The organism is Pseudomonas sp. St290 (assembly GCF_018325805.1).
In the GTDB taxonomy this organism is placed as follows: Bacteria; Pseudomonadota; Gammaproteobacteria; order Pseudomonadales; family Pseudomonadaceae; genus Aquipseudomonas; species Aquipseudomonas bijieensis.
The window spans coordinates 4,707,754-4,729,679 of sequence record NZ_AP014703.1 but is presented as its reverse complement, the minus strand read 5'-3'; the positions used below and the strand labels follow the sequence as shown (position 1 = coordinate 4,729,679).

At 65.0% G+C, this 21,926-nt stretch carries 7 protein-coding genes (1 of these 7 running past the window's edge); 3 read left to right on the top strand and 4 right to left on the bottom strand.

Going from position 1 to position 21,926, the window contains the following annotated elements:
- Nucleotides 1–96: 96 nt before the first annotated feature.
- The 4 genes from PBDP_RS20350 to tam form a co-directional block, all read right to left on the bottom strand.
- Entirely contained in the window at nucleotides 97–1,920 is a 1,824-nt protein-coding gene (locus PBDP_RS20350) for a glycoside hydrolase family 15 protein (RefSeq protein ID WP_116833078.1), read from the bottom strand.
- The gene (locus tag PBDP_RS20345) at nucleotides 1,913–2,713 is read right to left on the bottom strand and encodes an SDR family oxidoreductase (RefSeq protein WP_116833077.1); all 801 of its coding nucleotides are present in this window, start codon (nucleotides 2,711–2,713) and stop codon (nucleotides 1,913–1,915) included. Before PBDP_RS20345 ends, PBDP_RS20350 begins: the two co-directional genes overlap by 8 nt.
- Before the next feature lie 242 nt (nucleotides 2,714–2,955).
- The gene (locus tag PBDP_RS20340; protein WP_163857624.1) at nucleotides 2,956–4,089 is read right to left on the bottom strand and encodes a cupin-like domain-containing protein; all 1,134 of its coding nucleotides are present in this window, start codon (nucleotides 4,087–4,089) and stop codon (nucleotides 2,956–2,958) included.
- 91 nt (nucleotides 4,090–4,180) lie between these two features.
- Nucleotides 4,181–4,951: a trans-aconitate 2-methyltransferase gene (gene tam, locus PBDP_RS20335; protein WP_212801238.1), complete on the bottom strand. Its 771-nt coding sequence runs from the start codon at nucleotides 4,949–4,951 to the stop codon at nucleotides 4,181–4,183.
- Between the two features lie 145 nt (nucleotides 4,952–5,096).
- On the opposite strand from tam, the gene PBDP_RS20330 reads away from it, so the two are divergent.
- From PBDP_RS20330 to PBDP_RS20320, 3 genes are all read left to right on the top strand, one after another.
- The gene (locus PBDP_RS20330; protein ID WP_163857631.1) at nucleotides 5,097–5,831 is read left to right on the top strand and encodes a thioesterase II family protein; all 735 of its coding nucleotides are present in this window, start codon (nucleotides 5,097–5,099) and stop codon (nucleotides 5,829–5,831) included.
- Nucleotides 5,832–6,094: 263 nt separating this feature from the next.
- Nucleotides 6,095–18,559: a non-ribosomal peptide synthase/polyketide synthase gene (locus PBDP_RS20325; protein ID WP_212801237.1), complete on the top strand. Its 12,465-nt coding sequence runs from the start codon at nucleotides 6,095–6,097 to the stop codon at nucleotides 18,557–18,559.
- Nucleotides 18,560–21,926, top strand: the start of a protein-coding gene (locus PBDP_RS20320) for a non-ribosomal peptide synthetase (protein WP_212801236.1). The gene runs 7,721 nt beyond the window's last position; 3,367 of the gene's 11,088 nt are visible here — the first part of the coding sequence; the start codon lies at nucleotides 18,560–18,562; its stop codon lies beyond the right edge, outside the window.

The window sequence follows — 21,926 nt, the reverse complement described above, 5'->3', positions numbered from 1 at the left end:
GGTTGCGAAGCGACCCCAGGATTTTTGCGCCTGCTGCGCAGTCGAGCGGGAGCAAGCTCCCTCGCCACAGGGATCGCGTTCAGGCTGAAGGGCAGCTCACGGCTGCCAATGATTCTTCTCCCCGCTCAACTTGCGGTCCAGGAAGCTGGCAGCGCTGATCAACGCCAGGTGAGTCAAGGCCTGCGGTGTGTTGCCCAGGTGGTAACCGTGGCTGTCGAACTCTTCGGCGTACAGCCCCAGCGGGTTGGCGTAGCGCAGCAGTTGTTCGAATTCCAGCTGGGCTTTTTCCACGCGGCCAGCGCGGGCCAGGCATTCGACGTACCAGAACGAGCAGGCCGCGAATGAGCCTTCGATGCCGCTGAGGCCGTCGATGGGGCTGTCGTCGTTGCGGTAGCGATAGACCATGCCGTCGCGCACCAGGCTTTTTTCAATGGCGTCGAGCGTCGAGAGCCAACGCGGATCGCGGGCGCTGACGAAGCGCACCAGAGGCATCAACAGCATCGAGCCGTCCAGGGCGGTGCTGCCCAGGCGCTGGACGAAATGCTGGTGTTCCTCGCTCCAGAAATTGGTCCAGATGTCCTGGTAGATGGCCTGGCGGGTCTCGTCCCAGCGGGCGAACGGGGCGGGCAGGGAGCGTTTTTCGGCCAGGCGGATGGCGCGGTCGACGGCGACCCAACACATCAGCCGCGAATGCAGAAAATGCTGTTTGTCGCCGCGCATTTCCCAGATACCCACATCCTTGTCCTGCCAGACCTTGCACACTTGGTCGACCACGTCGACGGTGTGTTTCCAGCCTTGATGGGAGATGGCTTCGCCGTATTTGTTGACCAGGTACACGGCGTCCATCAGCTCGCCGAAGATGTCCAACTGCACCTGCTGGTAGGCGAGGTTGCCGATGCGCACCGGCTGCGCATTGCCAAAACCGCTCAGGTGCGACAGCTCGGTTTCCGGCAGCTCCAGCCGACCGTCCAGGCCGTAGAGGATGTTGAGTTTGATCGGTTGGTCACAGCAGTCGCTGACTCGCCCGCGCAGCCAGCGCATGTAGGCGTTGGCCTCTTCGACAAAGCCCAGGCGCATGAACGCGTAGACTGTGAACGAGGCGTCGCGGATCCAGGTGTAGCGGTAATCCCAGTTGCGTTCGCCGCCACGGGTTTCCGGCAGGCCGAAGGTGGCGGCGGCGAGGATCGCGCCGTGTTTGCGCGAGGTCAGCAGTTTCAGCGCCAGGGCGGAGCGGTTGACGATTTCCCGCCAACGCCCCCGATAGGTGGATTGGCCGATCCAGCCGCGCCAGAACGCCAGGGTCCGCTCCAGGCATATCGCGCTGACGTCATCCTGAAGGCGCGGGTCGTCGATGCCGCCCAGCAGGAACTCGGCGCTCTGGCCCTGTTCCAGGGTGAACTCGGCCACCGCCGCGTTGCCGTCCAGCGTCATGGGCTGATCGGCGCACAAGCGCAGGCTCGGTTGCCCCGGCGCCTCGAAACAGATGTGGGTACTGTCCTGGCGTGCGGTGGTGGTGGCCCGGGCATAATCGTGACGCACCGCACAGCGCATGCGAAACGTCGCACTGCCGATGGTCATGCGCACCCGGCGCATCAACACTGGCAGATCATCCTCGCTGTCGCCGATGGGCAGCAGGTCGGTGACCTCCACCACGGCGTCATCGCTCAGCCAGCGGGTTTGCAGCACGTTGGTGTCGGGCAGGTAGATTTGCTGGCGGCGGGCGTTCGACAGGTCTGGCGCGAGTTGGAAGATGCCTGCCTCCGGGGTGTCCAGCAGCGAGCAGAAGATCGATGGGCTGTCGAATTCCGGCCAGCAGAAAAAGTCGACACTGCCGCGGTCATTGACCAGCGCAGCCGTGCGCATGTCGCCGATGATGCCGTGGTTCTCGATGGGGCTTTGCGGTTCGTCATGATCAGCCATTGCCGCGAAACCCCGGGTAAAGGCTCATCCCGCCATCGATGAACAGCGTGGTGCCCACCACATAATCGGACAAGTCCGAGGCCAGCCAGACCACGGCGTTGGCGACGTCTTCCACATCGCCGACGCGACCGTAGGGAATCAGTTCCAACAGCTTTTGCTCCTGCTCGCCCTCGGTGGCGTCACGGTTGATGGCCGTGCGGATGGCGCCGGGGGCGATGCTGTTGATGCGGATGCGCTGGTGGCTGGTTTCCTGGGCCAGGCTCTGCATCAACAGATCGACACCGCCCTTGGACGCCGCGTAATTGATGTGGCCGGCCCAGGGAATGCGCTGGTGCACCGAACTCATGTGGATGATCTTGCCGGCGGCCCGGGACACGCCCTGGCGAATGCCCTGGCGGGTGAAAATCCGCAGGGCGGCGCGGGCGCAGAGGAATTGGCCGGTGAGGTTGGTGCCGATCACCGTGTTCCAGTCCTCCAGGCTCATGTCGACGGCGGCGGCGTCTTTTTGCAGGCCGGAATTGGCCACCAGGATGTCCAGCGTGCCAAAGGCTTCGAGAGTCTGGGCGAACAGTCGCTCGACGTCCTGCTCCTTCGACACATCGGCACCGACGGCGATGGCGCGGCCACCGTTGGCGTTGATTTCACTGGCCAGGTCTTGTGCCGGGCCGGCGCTGGAGTGGTAGTTGAGCACCACCGCAGCACCAGCGTCCGCCAATGCCCTGGCCGCGCCTGCGCCAATGCCGGAGCTGGCGCCGGTGACCAGGGCAACCTGTCGGGCGAGGGATATCTGCATGGTCTAGCACCTTGAATGGAGGGCCTTACCTGCTGACTGGTGGGAGGTGGGAGGAGTTCACTTGGGTGAAGCGGTCTTCATATTTCAGGTCCAAACACAAACCTGTGGCAAGGGGACTGTGGGAGCAAAGCTTGCTCGCGAAACAGGCGACTCGATTTCTGAAAGACCGCATTGCCTTCATCGCGGGCAAGCCTTGCTCCCACAATCTGCCTGCTACAAAGAATGTTGCTTCAGATCAGCGGTTACCAACCCCGCCCCGAATTCACCCAGAAATTTACCGACAACGACGTCGACACCGACTCCACCTGATGGAACCAACCTTCAGGCAAGAACAGCAAATCCCCAGCCTCCAGCGTCACGCGCATGAAGGTCACGTCGCGGGCGTGGGGGAAGCGTTGGTAGTCCGGCGCGTCGGGGTTGAAATCACAGCCATCCAGCCCGCCTTGGGGCGCCGTGGACCAGGTGCCAAGGGCTTCGCGGTGATGCGGCGCGGCGAGGGTGAAGGTTTTCTGGCCCCAGACCTGGGCGAACAGGTTGTCGGTGTCGTCGCGGTGCAGCGGCGTGAGGGTGCCCTTGGGGCCGATCCAGATGCGCGGCGGGATGAACAACGATGGGTCGAAGTAGGGCGGGTACTTGATCTGTTTCATCAGCCGTTCTGGCAGGATGTTGTTGCCCATGTAGGCCGGTGGTTCGCCATCGCTGCCCTTGACCGCCGGGCTGTCCAGGGAGGCGATGAAGTCGGCCATGGATGTGGAGCGGAAATCCCGCTCGGTAGAGAAGGTTTTCTTCACGTAGTCGCCGTGGCGGGTGATGCCTTGCAGCTCGGCAAAATGCACCAGGGATTCTTCGCGGCTGAGCTTGAATAACGGCCAGTCCTGCAAGGCATCGCTGATGACCAGCGGAATACCGTGGGGCAAATAACGCGCTTGGAACTCCTGCACCGACAGTCCACTGCGAGGCCGCCGCTCTACGTCGCGTTGGACCGGCAGGCTGGCGGTGAGTGTTTCGCTGAAGCGCGACGGGGTGGGGTAGCGCTTGTTCATGTCGACCTTTTCCGCCACGCCACCGCCATGCCGGGCATGGTCGATGATTTGCGGCAGCAACGTCGCCAGGCCCATGTTGCCGCCGATCTTCAGGCGACCGCTGGCAAACAGTTCTTCAACGTTGGCCATGCCGGCCATGATCCCGAGGAAATCCTTTTCCGCCACTTCAATGGTGACGTCAGGACTGGTGTGCCGACCGGCCTGGGTGCGGCTGCTGGCCTTGACCTCGGACCAGTACGCCTGGTGCGGGCCGAACACGAATTGGAAGACGCCTTCGATACCAACGGCGCCGGCATTGGCGAACAGCTTGCCCAGGATGGTTTGCAGGTCCACGGCGGTCACTCTTGCGGGTTTTTGGTCTTAGCAGGTAACGAGGGCCTAGATCAGAAATTTAGGCCCCGTCACTGCATCATCGACCGTCGCCCTAACGCGTCGCGACCATGAACACCCGGGGAAACGGCAGCAGCACCGTCCCATCGTCCAATGCCGGATAAGCCTGTTCGATCGCCTGGAGATAGCGCGCCAGGAACTGCTCGCGTTGGGCCTCATCCAGCGGCTCGAGAAAGGGCCGCAAGGCGCTGCCCTTGAACCATTCCACCACGCCTGCGGCACCGCCAGCCAAGGGGTGATGGTAGGTGGTGCGCCACACATCGACGCGGCTGCAGTGGGGCTTGAGGATCGAGTAATACGTGCTGGGATCCTTCATTTCGGTGCGCGAATCAGCCGCCCCGGCCAATTGGCTGGCCCACGGCCCATTGGCGGCGATTTCCCGCATCAGGCGGTGGGAGGGCTGGTGCAGGGTGTCGGGCATCTGGACCGCCAGGCTGCCGCCGGGGGCGAGTTTGCCGAGCAGCGAGGGCAGCAGGGTGGCGTGGTCCGGCAGCCATTGCAGCACGGCGTTGGCGAAGATCACGTCGAATGGCCCGGGTTCATCCCATTGGCCGATGTCGGCGGTGTCGAACGCCACGGCGGGCAAGCGTTTGCGTGCGGCGTCGACCATGTCGCTGGAGCTGTCCAGGCCGCGCACCGTGGCGCCGCTGAAATGTTCCACCAACAGTTCGGTGGAATTGCCCGGGCCGCACCCCAGGTCGATCACCGAACGGGCCTGTGTGGGCGGGATGGCGGCGAGCAGGTCCCGGGACGGACGGGTGCGTTCCTGTTCGAAGGTGACGTATTGCTTGGCGGACCAGCCCATGGCGTTCTCCTGTGCGGCGCAGTGAGTCGAGGTGCCGCCAGTATAAGGCCGGGTGAAGAAGATGGAGCGAACGTAACGGTTTTGACTAATTCTGTGGGTTACGATTTCGTTATCTTCCCTACACGACCGATCGGAGAAAACCGCAGTGACCCAACTGACCCTGCTGTGCCTGCCTTATTCCGGCGCCAGCGCGATGGTGTACAGCCGCTGGCGGCGCACGTTGCCGCAATGGCTGCACGTGCAGCCAGTGGAGTTGCCGGGGCGCGGGGCGCGCTTCGACGAGCCGCTGCACACCGACATGGGTTCGTTGGCGATGCAGTTGGCGCGGGAGCTGTACCCGACGCTCCAGGCCCCGTACGCCTTGTTCGGCCACAGCCTGGGCGCGCTGCTGGCCTGTGAAATCGCCCACGCCTTGCGTGAACTCGGCAGCCCGGAACCGGTGGCGCTGTTTGCCTCCGGCACCGCGGCGCCGACGATGCGGGCCGACTACGACCGCGATTTCGCCAAGGCGAAAACCGATGCTGAGTTGATCGAGCAACTGCGCACCCTCAACGGTACGAGCGAGGAGATCCTGGCCAATGAAGAACTGATGGCCCTGACGCTGCCGATCCTGCGGGCCGACTTTTTACTGTGCGGACGTTTCCAGCCGCGGCAGCGGCCGCTGCTCAACTGCCCGGTGCATGTGTTCGGCGGCACGGCCGACAAGGCCACCACGGAGCAACTGATGGGCTGGCGCCGGGAAACCACGGGCAGCTTCTCGGTGGACATGCTGGCCGGTGGGCACTTCTTCATTCATGAGCACGAGGCCAAGGTGCTGCGGCTGATCAAGGATCAGTTGAGCGTGCATCATCGGCGGCATGGGTTGGCCACCAGCGCCTGACCACTGATCTAAACGACCTGCTTTTGTGGCGAGGGAGCTTGCTCCCGCTGGGTTGCGAAGCGACCCCAGCCAGGCCAGGCCCCCTTTCTTTCGAGGCTGGCAGATTTTGCGGCTGCTGCGCAGCCGAGCGGGAGCAAGCTCCCTCGCCACGGTTTTTCCTTCCTGACACAAATTCCCAAACGCTAATTTTTCCGGTTTGCATTCGTTTCATAGGGACGACTTGCCTTTGTGCCTAGTGCCCACTGATTCCGGATACCCCAGAAATGAATGCTGAAGACGCCTTGAAACTTGCTCGCCGGTTTATCGGGTTGCCCCTGGAAAAGCGCCGGATGTTCCTGGCCGCGTTGGACAAGGAGGGCGTGGAGTTCAGCGGTTTTCCCATTCCCCGGGGCGTCGAGGCCGAGGATCGCCAGGCGTTGTCCTATGCCCAGCAGCGCATGTGGTTTCTCTGGCAACTGGAGCCGGGCAGCGGCGCCTATAACCTGCCGGGTGCGGTGCGGCTCAAGGGCGCGTTGAGCCTGCCGGCGCTGGAGCAAGCCTTCGCCAGCCTGGTGGCCCGTCATGAAACCCTGCGCACGGTGTTCCAGCGCCAGGCCGACGACAGCCTGCTGCAGATCCCCTCCAACGCCGCGCTGAAGATCGGGCGCCAGGACTTCAGCGCCTTGCCAGCCGCCGAACGCGAACAGGCGGTGCGTCAGGCCGCCGAAGCACAATCGATGCAGCCTTTCGACCTGTCCAGCGGCCCGTTGCTGCGGGTCGAATTGCTCACGCTCGATGAACGCGAGCATGTGCTGCTGCTGACCTTGCACCACATCGTCTCCGATGGCTGGTCGATGAACGTGCTGATCGACGAGTTCATCCGCTGCTACGACGCCCATGAAGCGGGCGTGGCGCCGCAACTGGCCGATTTGCCGATCCAGTACAGCGACTATGCGCTGTGGCAACGCCGCTGGCTGGAAGCCGGCGAGCAGGCGCGTCAACTCGACTATTGGCAGGCGCAACTGGGCGATGAACACCCCGTGCTGGAACTGCCCATCGATCACCCGCGCCCGGCGATGCCCAGCTATCGCGGCACGCGCTTTGAATTCGCCGTGGAGCCGGCCCTGGCCGAGCAACTGCGCACCACCGCCCAGCGGCACAACATCACCCTGTTCATGCTCCTGCTCGGGGCCTTCAACGTGCTGCTGCATCGCTACACCGGCCACACCGATATCCGCGTCGGCGTGCCCATCGCCAACCGCAACCGCGCCGAAACCGAAGGGCTGATCGGCTTCTTCGTCAACACCCAGGTATTGCGCACCAAGCTCGGCGGCCAGACCCGTGTCGATGAGCTGCTGCGCACGGTCAAGGAAGCCGCCCTCGGTGCCCAGGCCCATCAGGACTTGCCGTTCGAACGCCTGGTGGAAGCCCTGAAACTGGAGCGCAGCCTCAGCCATACGCCGCTGTTTCAGGTGATGTACAACCACCAGCCGCACGTGGCCGACATCGCCAGCATTCGCACCGCGTCGGGTCTGGAGTTGTCGATGCTGGAATGGCAGGGCCGCACTACTCAGTTCGACCTGACCCTCGACACCTGGGAAAAGGCCGGCAAACTGCACGCGGCGCTGACCTACGCCAACGATCTGTTCGACGCCGCCACGGTCGAGCGCATGGCCCGACACTGGACGCGGCTGCTGCACGGCATGGTTGCCGACAGCCATGCACGCGTCGGTGAGTTGCCGTTGCTCGAAGCCGATGAGTATCAGCGCTTGATCCATGACTGGAACCCGCTGGACGCGCCGTTCGACCAGACGCTGTGCATTCACCAACTGATCGCTCGCCAGGCCCAGGCCACGCCGGATGCCCTGGCCGTCACTTTCGCCGACACCCGACTGACCTACAGCGAACTCGACGGCCGCGCCAATCGCCTGGCCCACAAGCTCATCGAATTGGGCGTGGGCTCGGAAGTGCGCGTGGGCGTGGCGATGCCGCGCTCCGAACACCTGCTGATCGCCTTGCTGGCGGTGCTCAAGGCCGGCGGCGCCTACGTGCCGCTGGACCCGGACTACCCGGCCGAGCGCGTGGCCTACATGCTCGACGACAGCCGCGCCCGGGTCTTGCTGACCGAGCAGGCGGTGGCGGCGACGCTGAGCGTACCGAGCGAAACCGCCGTGCTGATGCTGGATCGGATCGAGCTGGGGCAGTACCCACTCCGTGCACCGATTACCCACGTCACGCCAGACAACCTCGCCTATGTGATCTATACCTCCGGCTCCACCGGTCAACCCAAGGGCGTGGCGATTGCCCATCGCAACGTGCTGGCGCTGATCGACTGGTCCCGATCGGTCTACAGCCGCGACGACATCCAGGGCGTACTCGCCGCCACGTCGGTGTGCTTCGATTTGTCGGTGTGGGAACTGTTCGTGACCCTGGCCAACGGCGGCTCGCTGATCATCGCCCGCAATGCCCTGGAATTGCCGCAACTGCCGGCCCGGGACCAGGTGCGGCTGATCAACACCGTGCCGTCGGCGATTGCCGCGTTGCAGCGCAATGGTGAGATCCCGGCCAGCGTGCGCATCATCAACCTCGCTGGAGAGCCGCTGAAGCAGAGCCTGGTGGATGCGCTGTACCAACATTCACCCTGTGAGTCTGTGGGAGCAAAGCCTGTGGAGTCAGTGCCTGTGGGAGCAAGCTTTGCTCCCACAGGCTCACTCCCACAGGTGGGTGGCGTTGAACATGTCTACGATCTTTACGGCCCCTCGGAAGACACCACCTATTCCACCTGGACCCGCCGCACCGCCGGCGGCACGGCGAACATCGGCCGCCCCCTCAAGCACACGGCCAGCTACCTGCTGGACGCCGACCTGCAACCGGTGCCCCAAGGCGTCTCGGCGGAGTTGTACCTGAGCGGCGCGGGCATCACCCGTGGTTACCTCGGCCGTGCCGCGATGACCGCCGAGAAATACGTGCCCAACCCGTTTTCCACCCACGGCGAACGCCTGTACCGCACCGGCGACCTGACCCGTTACCAGGCCGACGGCACCTTGCAGTACGTCGGTCGCATCGACCATCAGGTCAAGGTCCGCGGCTTCCGTATCGAGCTGGGGGAGATCGAAGCGCGCCTGCTGCAACAGCCCCAGGTGCGCGAATTGGCGGTGCTGGCCCAGGACAGTGAGCACGGTCAGCAACTGGTGGCCTTCCTCGTCCCGAGCGACGCCAAGGTGCTGACCGAGGCCGAGCACCAGGTGCAATTGCGCGAAACCCTCAAGGCTGCTTTGCGTGAACACCTGCCGGATTACATGGTGCCGGCCTACCTGGTGTTCCTCGATCAACTGCCGCTGACCCCCAATGGCAAACTCGACCGCAAGGCCTTGCCGGCCATTGACGGCAGTGAGCAGCAGCGCGAATTCGTCGCGCCCCACAGCCCCATGGAAAAAGCCCTGGCGGCGATCTGGCAGGACGTGCTGAACCTCGACAGCATCGGCCTGGAAGACAACTTCTTCGAGCTGGGCGGTGATTCCATCGTCTCCATGCAAGTGGTCAGCCGTGCGCGGCAGGCCGGGATCGTGCTCAATCCCAAAGCCCTGTTCCAGCACCAGACCCTGCGCAGCCTGGCGCTGGTTGCGCGCCAGGGCGACAGCCATGCGGTCGATCAAGGCCTGGCGCGCGGCGCGGTGCCGTTGACGCCGGTGCAGCAGTGGTTCTTCGAGCGCGACATTCCCGAGCGGCAACATTGGAACCAGTCGCTGCTGCTGGTGCCCGGCGAGCCCCTTGACGTCGCGGCATTGGAATCGGCCCTGGCCCGTTTGGTCGAGCACCATGACAGCCTGCGCCTGCGCTTTACCCAGGTGAACGGCCACTGGCAGCAAGCCTATGCCGAGCCGTCGGCGGCCAGTGTGTTGTGGCAGCGCCAGGCGACGTCGGTCGAACAGCTCAACGCTCTGTGCGACGACGCCCAGCGCAGCCTCGACCTGGACGATGGGCCGCTGTTGCGAGCCTTGCTGGTGGACATGGCCGATGGCAGCCAGCGCTTGTTGCTGGCGATCCATCACCTGGTGGTGGACGGGGTTTCGTGGCGCGTGCTGCTGGACGATCTGCAACAGTTCTACCGCCAATTGCAGGCCGGCCAGCCGATCCAGGTGCCGGCCAAGACCAGCGCGTATGGACAATGGGCCGCGCACCTGCACGGGCATCTCGATGGCTTCATGGACAGCCTCGATTACTGGCGTGCCCAGGGCCATGCGCCGGCCGGCAACGGCTTGCCGTGCGACTACCCCGAGCGCCTGCTCCTGGCGTGTGACGAGCGCAAGGTGCAAGTGCGGCTGGACGCCGAACAGACCCGCCAACTGCTGCAACAGGCGCCCAGGGCCTACCGCACCCAGGTCAATGACCTGCTGCTGACGGCCCTGGCCCGTACGGTGTGCCGTTGGACCGGGCAGGACAGCACACTGATCCAGCTCGAAGGCCATGGCCGTGAAGAGCTGTTCGAGGGCGTTGACCTGACCCGCACCGTCGGTTGGTTCACCAGCCTGTTCCCGGTCAGCCTCCGCCCGGCGTCGGCGTTGAGTGCGTCGATCAAGACCATCAAGGAGCAACTGCGCGCCGTACCGGACAAGGGCCTGGGCTATGGCGTGCTGCGCTACCTGGGCGAACCGGCGGTGCGTGCCGAACTGGCGGCCTTGGCGGCGCCGCGCATCACCTTCAACTACCTGGGGCAGTTCGACCGGCAGTTCGACGACGGCGCGCTGTTCGTACCCTCCAGCGAAGGCAGTGGCGCGGCGCAACATGCCCGGGCGCCGCTGGCGAACTGGTTGACAGTGGAAGGCCAGGTCTACGGTGGGGAGTTGTCCCTGAACTGGGGGTTCAGCGAGCGGATGTTCAAGCAGCAGACCATCGAGACACTGGCCGCTGACTACCTCGCCGAGCTGAGGACGTTGATCGAACACTGCTGCGCGCTGGAAACGCCACAGGCGACGCCATCGGACTTCCCCCTGGCCCGCATCAGTCAGGCGCAACTCGACAACCTGCCGATGGCCGCCGGGCAGTTGGACGACCTCTATCCGTTGTCGCCGATGCAGCAGGGCTTGCTGTTCCACACTTTGTACGAGCAGGCGGCGGGGGAGTACATCAACCAGTTGCGCGTGGACGTCCAAGGCATCGATGCGCAGCGCTTCGCCGACGCCTGGCAGGCCACCCTCGATGCCCACGATAGTTTGCGTAGCGGCTTTGTCTGGCAGGGTGACCTGGAGCAGCCGTTGCAGATCGTTCATCGCCAGGTCGAGTTGCCATTCACGGTCCTCGACTGGCGCGGGCGCGAGCACCTCGCCGAGGCCCTGAATGAGCGCGCCGACGCCGAGCGTCGTCAGGGCTTCGACCTGGCCCAGGCGCCGTTGCTGCGCCTGGTGCTGGTGCAGACCGAGGCCGAGCGCTGGCACCTGATCTACACCCATCACCACATCCTGATGGACGGCTGGAGCAACGCTCAACTGCTGGGCGAAGTGTTGCAGCGCTACAGCGGTCGCTTGCCCAAGGCCAATGTCGGGCGTTATCGCGACTACATCGCCTGGCTGCAACGCCAGGACGCTCAATTGAGCGAGACGTTCTGGACCGGTCAGTTGGCAACCTTGCAAGAGCCAACGCGGTTGGCGCGCGTCATGTCCACCAGCGAAATCCACAGCGGCCATGGTGATCACTTCCAGACCCTGGACGCGACCCGCACCCAGGCCCTGGAACAGTTCGCCCGCCAACAGAAAGTCACCCTCAACACCCTGGTGCAAGCGGCGTGGTTGTTGTTGCTGCAACGCTACACCGGCCATGACAGCGTCGCCTTCGGTGCCACCGTGGCCGGGCGTCCGGCGGATCTGCCGGGCATCGAGCAACAGGTCGGCCTGTTCATCAACACCTTGCCGGTGATCGCCGCGCCACGGCCGGACCAGTCGGTCGGCGCCTGGTTGCAAGCCGTGCAGGCGCAGAACCTCACCTTGCGGGAATTCGAGCACACGCCGTTGGCGGACATCCAGCGCTGGGCCGGGCAGGGCGGCGAGGCGCTGTTCGACAACATCCTGGTGTTCGAGAACTACCCGATTGCCCAGGCCCTGGCAGAAGGCGCCGGGCAGGGCGCGGTATTTGGCGACGTCAGCCACCTGGAGCAAACCCATTATCCGTTGAGCGTGGCCGTGACCCTCGGCCAGACCCTGGCGCTGCACTACAGTTTCGACCGGGCGCATTTCAGCCCGGCGGCCATCGACGGCATCAGCGCGCAGCTGTCGCTGCTGTTGGAACGCTTCGCCGAGTCGGCGACGCGCACCCTCGGACAAATCGCCCTGGTCAGCGTCGAGGAACAGGCCCGGCAACAGGCTGCCAACCACCCGCAGCCATACCCGACCGACATCGCCGTGCATCAGCGCATCGCCCATCTGGCGGCGCACAAGCCCCTGGCGACGGCGGTGATCTTCGACGGCCAGCGCTTCAGCTATGGCGACATCGACCGGCGCGCCAACCAGTTGGCCCACGCCTTGATTGCCCGTGGCGTAGCCCCGGAAACCCGGGTTGGTGTGGCCCTGCCACGCAGCGAAGGGGTGATCGTCGCGCTGCTGGCGGTGCTCAAGGCCGGCGCGGCCTATGTGCCACTGGACACCAGTTACCCACGGGAACGCCTGGCGTACCTGATCGAGGATTCGGGGCTGGCGCTGTTGCTCACCGACTCCCGGGTGTCGGCGCAACTGCCGCTGGAGGGCGCCAATCAAGTGCTGGAACTCGATCGCCTGGACTTGAGCTTGCAACCTGCGGATGCACCCTCGGTCGCCGTCGATCCGCAGAACCTCGCCTACGTGATCTACACCTCCGGTTCCACCGGTAACCCCAAAGGCGTGAGCGTGGCCCACGGCCCGCTGGCGATGCACTGCCAGGCCATCGGCGAGCGCTATGAAATGCGCGACAGCGATTGCGAATTCCACTTCATGTCCTTCGCCTTCGACGGTGCCCACGAGCGCTGGCTCACCAGCCTGACCCACGGCGCCTCGCTGCTGATTCGCGACGACAGCCTGTGGACCCCGGAACAGACCTACAACGCCATGGGCGAACACGGCGTGACGGTAGTGGCGTTCCCGCCGGTGTACCTGCAACAACTGGCCGAGCACGCCGAGCGCGAGGGCAATCCGCCGAAGGTGCGCATCTACTGCTTCGGCGGCGATGCGGTGCCCAACGCCAGTTTCGAACGGGTCAAGCGCGCCCTCGATCCGGACTTCATCATCAACGGCTATGGCCCGACCGAAACCGTGGTCACCCCGCTGATCTGGAAGGCCGGCCGCGACGTGGCGTGTGGCGCCGCCTATGCACCCATCGGCAGCCGCATCGGCGACCGCAGCGCCTATGTGCTCGACGCCGACCTGAACCTGCTGCCCCAAGGCATGGCCGGTGAGCTGTACCTGGGTGGCACCGGGCTGGCGCGGGGTTACCTGAACCGTCCGGGCCTGACGGCCGAGCGCTTTGTCGCCGACCCGTTCAGCCGCAGCGGCGGCTTGCTCTATCGCACCGGCGACCTGGTGCGCCAACGGGCCGATGGCACCTTCGATTACCTGGACCGCATCGACAACCAGGTGAAGATCCGCGGCTTCCGCATCGAGCTGGGTGAGGTCGAAGCCAGCCTGCAAGCCCTCGACGGCGTGCGCGAAGCGGTGGTGGTGGCCCAGGAAGGCACCGCCGGCAGTGGCAAGCGCCTGGTCGCCTACGTGGTGGCCAATGAACCGGTGCCGGAGGATTTCGCCGAGCACCTGCGTGACCAGCTCAAGGCAACCTTGCCGGCGCACATGGTCCCGGCCTATCTGCTGCGGCTCGACCGCCTGCCGCTGACCCCCAACGGCAAGCTCGACCGCAAGAACCTGCCCAAGCCCGACGTCAGCCAATTGCAGCAGACCTACGTGGCCCCGCGCAGCGCGCTGGAACAGCAACTGGTGTCGATCTGGCAGGACGTACTCAAGCTCGCGCAAGTGGGCCTGCGGGACAACTTCTTCGAACTGGGCGGCGATTCCATCGTCTCGATCCAGGTGGTAAGCCGCGCACGCCAGGCCGGTATTCATTTCACGCCCAAGGACTTGTTCCAGCACCAGACCATCGAGGCGCTGGCGGCGGTGGCGCAGACGGGCGCACCGCGGCAAGCGCTGGACCAGCAACCGGCCAGCGGCGAAACGGCGCTGCTGCCGATTCACCAGTGGTTCTTTGCCCAGGCGATTCCTGACCGTCATCACTGGAACCAGTCGGTGATGCTCAAGCCGACCCAGGCGTTGGATGCCCGGGCGCTGGAGCAGGCCTTGAACGCCCTGGTCGTGCACCACGACAGCCTGCGCCTGGCGTTCATCGAACAGGCCGGAGGCTGGACGGCGGGCTACCGTGACGGGGTGGCTGACGGGATTGTCTGGCAAGCCGACGTCACCGATCTCGCTGGGTTGGAAACGCTGGGCAATCAGGCCCAGCGCAGCCTGCAACTGGACGGTGGCTCGCTGATCCGTGCGGTGCTGGCGAACCTCGCCGATGGCACCCAGCGCCTGCTGTTGATCGTGCATCACCTGGTGGTCGACGGGGTGTCCTGGCGGATCCTCGTCGAAGACCTGCAAACGGCTTATCGGCAGGCGCTCGCCGGTGCGGTCGTGCAACTGCCGGCCAAGACCAGCGCGATCAAGGCCTGGGCCGAAGCGTTGCAGGGCTACGCCAGCAGCCCATCCTTGCAGACCGAGCTGGGTTTCTGGCAGCAGCAGTTGCAAGGCGCTTCCACGGCGTTGCCGTGGGATAACCCCCAGGGCGGGCAGCAACATGGCCAGGCCCAGACTGTCCGCACGTCACTGGACAAGACCCTTACCCGGCAACTGTTGCAGCAAGCCCCGGCGGCCTATCGCACCCAGGTCAATGACCTGTTGCTCACCGCCCTGGCGCGGGTGATGGTGCGCTGGACTGGCGCTGACAGTGTGTTAGTGCAACTCGAAGGCCACGGCCGTGAAGAACTGTTCGAGCACATCGACCTGACCCGCACAGTCGGCTGGTTCACCAGCCTGTTCCCGGCCTGTTTGACACCCGCTGCCGACCTCGCTGCTTCGCTGAAGCAGATCAAGGAACAACTGCGCGCCATCCCCCACAAGGGCATCGGTTTCGGTGCCCTGGCGCACCTGGGCGATGCGTCAGCGCGGCAAGCGTTGCAGGCCTTGCCGACGCCGCAACTGACCTTCAACTATCTCGGCCAGTTCGACGGCAATTTCGCGGCGGCTGACGATGCCCTGTTTGTGCCCACCGACGAGCATGGCGGTGAAGAGTTGAACATGCAGGGCCCGCTGGGCAGTCCGCTGGCGCTGGACGGCAAAGTCTTCGGCGGCGCGCTGGACTTGACCTGGACCTTCAGCGGCGACCTGTTCCAGGCGTCGACCATTCAACGACTGGCCGACGACTACCTGGAAGAACTCACCGCGCTCATCCGTCATTGCTGCGACAGCCAGCACCGTGGCGTGACGCCGTCGGACTTCCCGTTGGCGCGGCTGACCCAGGCGCAACTGGATACCCTGGTGCGCCAACCCCAGGCCGTCGACGACATCTACCCGCTGTCGCCGATGCAACAGGGCATGCTGTTTCACTCCTTGCTCGGACAAGGCAGTGGCGACTACATCAACCAGATGCGCCTCGACGTCGAGAGCGTCGACCCGCAACGTTTCCGCGCGGCCTGGCAGGCGGTGGTCGATGCCCATGACATTCTGCGCACCGGGTTCTTCTGGCAGGGCGACCTGGCGCAGCCGGTGCAAATCGTCCAGCGTCAGGTCGAGGTGCCGTTCCGTGTGCTCGATTGGAATGGGCGGACGGACATTGGCGGCGCCTTGCAAACCCTGGCCGATGAAGAGCGTGCCCAAGGCCTGGACCTGACCCAGGCGCCGTTGATGCGCCTGGTCCTGGTGCGCACCGGCACGGATCGGCATCACCTGATCTACACCAATCATCACATCCTGATGGACGGCTGGAGCAGCGCGCAGTTGCTCGGCGAAGTGTTGCAGCACTACCGCGGCGCCAGCGTGGCCCGTCCGGCTGGCCGTTATCGCGACTACATCGCCTGGCTGCAACGCCAGGACGCGAGCCTCGGCGAAGGGTTCTGGACGCAACAGTTGCGCACGCTGGATGAGCCGGTGCGCCTGGCCCAGGTGTTTGCCCGCCCGGCGCAGGACGTCTCGGCGAAGCCGTACGGCCATCACCGCGTACAGCTGGATGCGCTGCAGAGCCAACGCCTGGCCGAGTTCGCCCGGGAATCCAAAGTCACCGTCAACACCCTGGTGCAAGCGGCCTGGCTGCTGCTGTTGCAGCGCTACACCGGCAAGGCCAGCGTGGCGTTTGGCGCAACGGTGGCGGGGCGGCCGGCGGACCTGGTGGGCGTCGAGGGCCAGATCGGCCTGTTCATCAACACCTTGCCGGTCATCGCCAGCCCGCGTCCGGAACAGAGTCTGGGCGACTGGCTGCACAGCGTCCAGGCGCAGAACCTGGCCTTGCGCGAGTTCGAGCACACGGCGCTGTTCGACATCCAGCGCTGGGCTGGCCTGGGCGGCGAAGCCTTGTTCGACAACATCCTGGTGTTCGAGAACTACCCGATTTCCGAAGCCTTGGCGCAGGGGGCGCCTGAAGGCTTGCGTTTCGGTGCCGTGGATAACCTGGAACAGACCAACTACCCGCTGACCCTGCTGGTCAGCCTCGGTGCCGAACTGGCGGTGCAGTTCAGCTACCAGTGCGCGAGTTTTGCTCAGGCCTCGGTCGAGCGGATCGGCCTGCATCTGCAGCGCTTGCTGGTGCAAATGACCGACGCCGGGCAACGTTCCTTGGGCGAGCTGAGCTTGCTCGACGAGCGCGAAACCCGCCAGCACGTGCAAGGCTGGAACGCCACCGCAGCCAGTTATCCACAGGCGCGTTGCGTCCATCAATTGTTCGAGGCCCAGGCCCGCCAAACGCCGGATGCCACGGCGCTGGTGTTCGCCGAGCAGGCGCTGAGCTACGCCGAACTCAATGTCCGGGCCAACCGCCTGGCCCATCGCTTGATCGAACAGGGCGTGGGGCCCGATCAATTGGTCGGTGTCGCGCTGGAGCGCGGCGTGGAGATGATTGTCGCCTTGCTGGCGATCCTCAAGGCCGGTGGCGCCTACCTGCCACTGGACCCGGCGTTCCCCCAGGACCGCCTGGCGCACATGATCGAAGACAGCGGCATCGAACTGCTGCTGACCCAACGTTCGCTGCTCAACCAGCTACCGCTGTCCTGTGGGAGCGGTGTTGGCGTTAAGACATTGGTGTTGGATCAGGAGGGTGTCTGGTTCGACGGTGATACCTGCGAGGCGCCGGCGACGCGCCTGGATGCGGAGCACCTGGCCTACGTGATCTACACCTCCGGTTCCACCGGCAAGCCCAAGGGCGTGATGGTGCGTCATGGGGCGCTGGTGAATTTCGTCGCCAGCATGGCCCGTGAACCGGGCATCGCCGCTAGTGATCGAGTGCTGTCGCTGACCACGTTCTCGTTCGATATCTTCGGCCTGGAACTGTACGGCGCGCTGTTGAGCGGTGCCTGCGTGGTGCTGGTGGACAAGCAGAGCGCCCACGACCCCGAGGCGCTGCTCAAGACCATCGACCGGCAACAGGTCAGCGTGGTCCAGGCCACGCCCTCGACCTGGCGCATGTTGCTCGACCACCCGGCGTCCGCGTTGCTGGCCGGGCGCAAGTGCCTGTGCGGTGGCGAGGCGTTGGCCGAGGACCTGGCCGAGCGGCTGCTGGATGTCGCTGGCGAGGTCTGGAACCTGTATGGCCCGACTGAAACCACCATCTGGTCGGCGGCCTACCGCTTGACTGAAGAGCAACGCGTGCCGTACCTCGGCCGGCCGATTGCCAACACCTCGCTGTACATCGTCGGCGATCACTTCGCGCCGAACCCGGTCGGGCTGATCGGCGAACTGCTGATTGGCGGCGACGGCCTGGCCCGGGGTTACCACGACCGTGCGGCGCTCACCGCCGAGCGCTTCCTGCCGGACCCGTTCGGCAACGGCGCGCGGGTGTACCGCACCGGTGACCTGGCGCGCCAGCGTGGCAACGGCGTGATCGAGTACATCGGCCGGGTCGACCATCAAGTGAAGATCCGCGGCTTCCGCATCGAACTGGGGGAAATCGAAGCCTGCCTGCTGGCCCAGGAAGCGATCCGCGAAGCCGTGGTGGTGCCCCAGCAAGGGCCGGGCGGCCTGCAGTTGGTGGCCTACCTGATCGCCGCCCATCCGGAGACGGCTGAGCCGGCGGCCCTGCGCGAAGCCCTCAAGGCGCAGCTCGCGCCGTTGCTGCCCGATTACATGATGCCGGCGCACTGGCTGTTGCTCGAACGCTTGCCGCTGACCCCCAACGGCAAGCTCGACCGCAAGGCCCTGCCGCTGCCGGACGCCCGGCAACTGCTGCGTGCCTACGTGGCGCCACAAGGCGCGCTCGAACAGGGCATCGCCGACATCTGGCAAGACGTGCTCAAGCTCGAACGGGTAGGGCGCGACGACAACTTCTTTGAACTGGGTGGGCATTCCCTGCTGGCGACGCAAGCGACGGCGCGCCTGCAAATGCAGCAAGGCGCCGCGGTGCCCCTGGACTTGCTGTTCAGCACCACGTCCCTGGCCGACTACGCCGCACAACTGGCGGCCCACCTGACCCCTCACTCCAGCGCCGACCTGAGTGAGATGCATGATTTCCTGGCAGACCTGGAGACCCTTTGAATGACTCAGCTCGATAACCTGTCTCTGGTTCAGCGATTCATCCGTTTACCGCTCGCCCAACGGCAAGCGTTCCTGCACAAGCTGCACAGCAAAAACATGAGCCTGGCGGCATTGCCGATCCCAGCGATGCGCGACGAATTCGAGACCCTGGACCTGTCCTACGCCCAGGAGCGCCAGTGGTTTCTCTGGCAACTGGACCGTCACAGCGGGGCCTATCACGTGCCCACGGCGCTGCGCCTGCGCGGCGCCCTCGACCTGCCGGCGCTGCAACGCAGTTTCGACGCCTTGCTGGCCCGTCACGATGTGCTGCGCACGGTGTTCGTCGACAGCCCGCAAGGTCCCCGGCAAGAAGTGCTGGCACAATTGCGCCTGGCGATCGAACCGGAAGCCGCGGATGAGGCCGCGCTCAAAACCCTGATCGATGACGAAATCGCTGGATTGTTCGACCTGCAACAGGGGCCGTTGCTGCGGATCAAGCTGCTGCAACTGGCTGCCGACGACCATGTGCTGGTGCTGACCCAGCACCACATCATTTGCGATGGCGCCTCCGCACGGATCATGGTCAACGACCTGGTCCAACTCTACGCCGCCCACCGCAGCGGTCAGGCACCGACCCTGGCACCCTTGCCGATCCAGTACGCCGACTATGCGATCTGGCAGCGCAAATGGATGGAGGCCGGCGAGCTGGAGCGACAGTTGGCCTACTGGACCGAACGGCTGGGCGATGGCGGCGAAGTCCTGCCGTTGCCAACGGACCGCCCACGCCCGGCGCTGCAAAGCCATCGCGGCGCACGCCTGGACTTGCGCTTCGACGCCGGGCTGACCCAGGGCCTGAAGCAACTGGCCCAGCGCGAAGCTTCGACGTTGTTCATGGTTTTGCTGGCGTCGTTCCAGGCCTTGTTGCACCGTTACAGCGGCCAGTCGGACATCCGCGTCGGCGTCCCGGTCGCCAACCGCAATCGCCCGGAAACCGAAGGCCTGATCGGCTTTTTCGTCAACACCCAGGTGCTCAATGCCCAGGTGCGGGGCGATTTGCCTTTCGTGCAGTTGCTGGCGCAGGTCAAGCAGGCCTCGCTGGGGGCGCAAGCCCATCAGGACCTGCCGTTCGAGCAGTTGGTGCAGGCATTGGCACCGCAGCGACAGGCGAGCCACAGCCCGCTGTTCCAGGTGATGTTCAACCACCAGAGCGGCGGCGCGGCCCAGGCCCTGCAACTGCCGGGATTGCAGGTCGAGAGCCTCGACTGGCGTTCCCACACCGCCCAATTCGACTTGACCCTCGACACCCACGAGACCGACGGTGAGCTGGCCGCGTCCCTGAGCTACGCCACCGACCTGTTCGACGCCAGCACCGTGCAACGCATGGCCGAGCACTGGCTGAACCTGCTGCACGGCATTGTCGCCAACCCTCGGCAACGCATCGGTGAACTGCCGCTGCTGACGGCCGCCGAGCAACAGCAGCACATTGGCCAATGGAACCCAGCGCCGCGCAGCTTCCCGGGCGAGGCCTGCCTGCATCAGCGCATCGCCGAACAAGCGCGTTTGCGTCCTGATGCCACTGCTTTGCGTTTCAACGAAAACAGCCTGACTTACGGCGCCCTCAACGCCCAGGCCAACCGTCGCGCCCATCAGTTGATCGCCCACGGTGTTGGCCCGGATGTACTGGTGGGGCTGGCGGCCGAGCGCGGTTTCGACATGCTGGTGGGCCTGCTGGCAATCCTCAAGGCCGGTGGTGCCTATGTGCCGCTGGACCCGACGTATCCCCAGGATCGTCTGGCCTACATGATGCAGGACAGCGGCATCCGTTTGCTGCTGACCCAGGCGTCCCTGATTGATCAATTGCCGGTGCCGGACGGCGTGCAAACGCTGCTGCTGGACGCCGACGTCAGTGCATTCGCCGACAGCGATCCGCAGGTGTCGATGGACGCCGAAAACCTCGCCTACGTGATCTACACCTCCGGTTCCACCGGCAACCCCAAAGGCACGTTGCTGCCGCACCACAACGTGCTGCGCCTGTTCGAGGCCACCGAGCCGTGGTTCAACTTCGGTGCGGCGGATGTCTGGAGCCTGTTCCATTCCTATGCGTTCGACTTTTCGGTCTGGGAAATCTTTGGCGCACTGCTCCACGGCGGCGAGTTGCTTATCGTGCCGTACGACATCAGCCGTTCCCCGCAGCAGTTCCACGAATTGCTCTGCGACGCCGGGGTGACGGTGCTCAACCAGACGCCTTCGGCATTCAAGCAGTTGATGCACGAAGCCTGCGCCGACTCGCGAAGCAATGCCTTGCGCTACGTGGTGTTCGGTGGCGAGGCGCTGGACGTCAAGTCCTTGCGCCCGTGGTTCGAGCGCTTCGGCGACGCGGCGCCGCAACTGATCAACATGTACGGCATCACCGAAACCACCGTGCACGTGACTTACCGTCCGCTGTCGATAGCGGACCTGGAACAGGACGCCAGCAGCCCCATCGGCGAGCCGATTGCCGACCTGTCGTGGTACCTGCTGGACGGCGATTTGAATCCGGTGCCGAAAGGCTGCATCGGAGAGTTGTACGTCGGCCGCGCCGGCCTGGCTCGGGGTTATCTGAATCGTGGCGACCTCACCGCATTGCGGTTCATCCCCGACCCGTTCGGCGACAGCGGCGCACGCTTGTACCGCACCGGTGACTTGGCGCAGTACCGCAGCGATGGGGTGATCGAGTACGTCGGCCGCATCGACCATCAAGTGAAGATCCGTGGCTTCCGCATTGAGCTGGGCGAAATCGAAGCGCGCCTGAATGCCCTGGTGTCGGTACGCGAAGCGCTGGTGTTGGCCCAGGAAGGCCCGAGCGGCCAGCAACTGGTGGGTTACGTGATTGCGGCGCAAGTCGGCGAGGACGAAGCCGACCTGCGCGAACAGATCAAGACCCAACTCAAGGCCGAGCTGCCGGACTACATGGTGCCGACGCACCTGCTGTTCCTCGAGCAATGGCCGCTGACCGCCAACGGCAAGCTCGACCGCAAGGCCTTGCCGGGCGCCGACGCCAGCCAGATCCAGCAGGACTACGTGGCGCCGCGAAGTGAACGGGAGCAACAGATCGCGGCGATCTGGCAGGACGTGCTCAAGGTCGAACGGGTCGGCTTGAGCGATAACTTCTTCGAGCTGGGCGGCCATTCGCTGCTGGCGACACAGATGGTCTCGCGTATTCGCCAGGCGCTCGGCCTGAACCTGCAACTGCGCCAGTTGTTCGAGAACGCCAGCCTGGAGGCTTGTGTGGCTGCGCTGGTGCACAGCGACGTGGCACGGCCGGCGAGCATCCCGCGGCTTGCCCGGGACCAGGCGCGGCTGCCGCTGTCCTACGCTCAGCAACGCCAGTGGTTCCTCTGGCAGATGG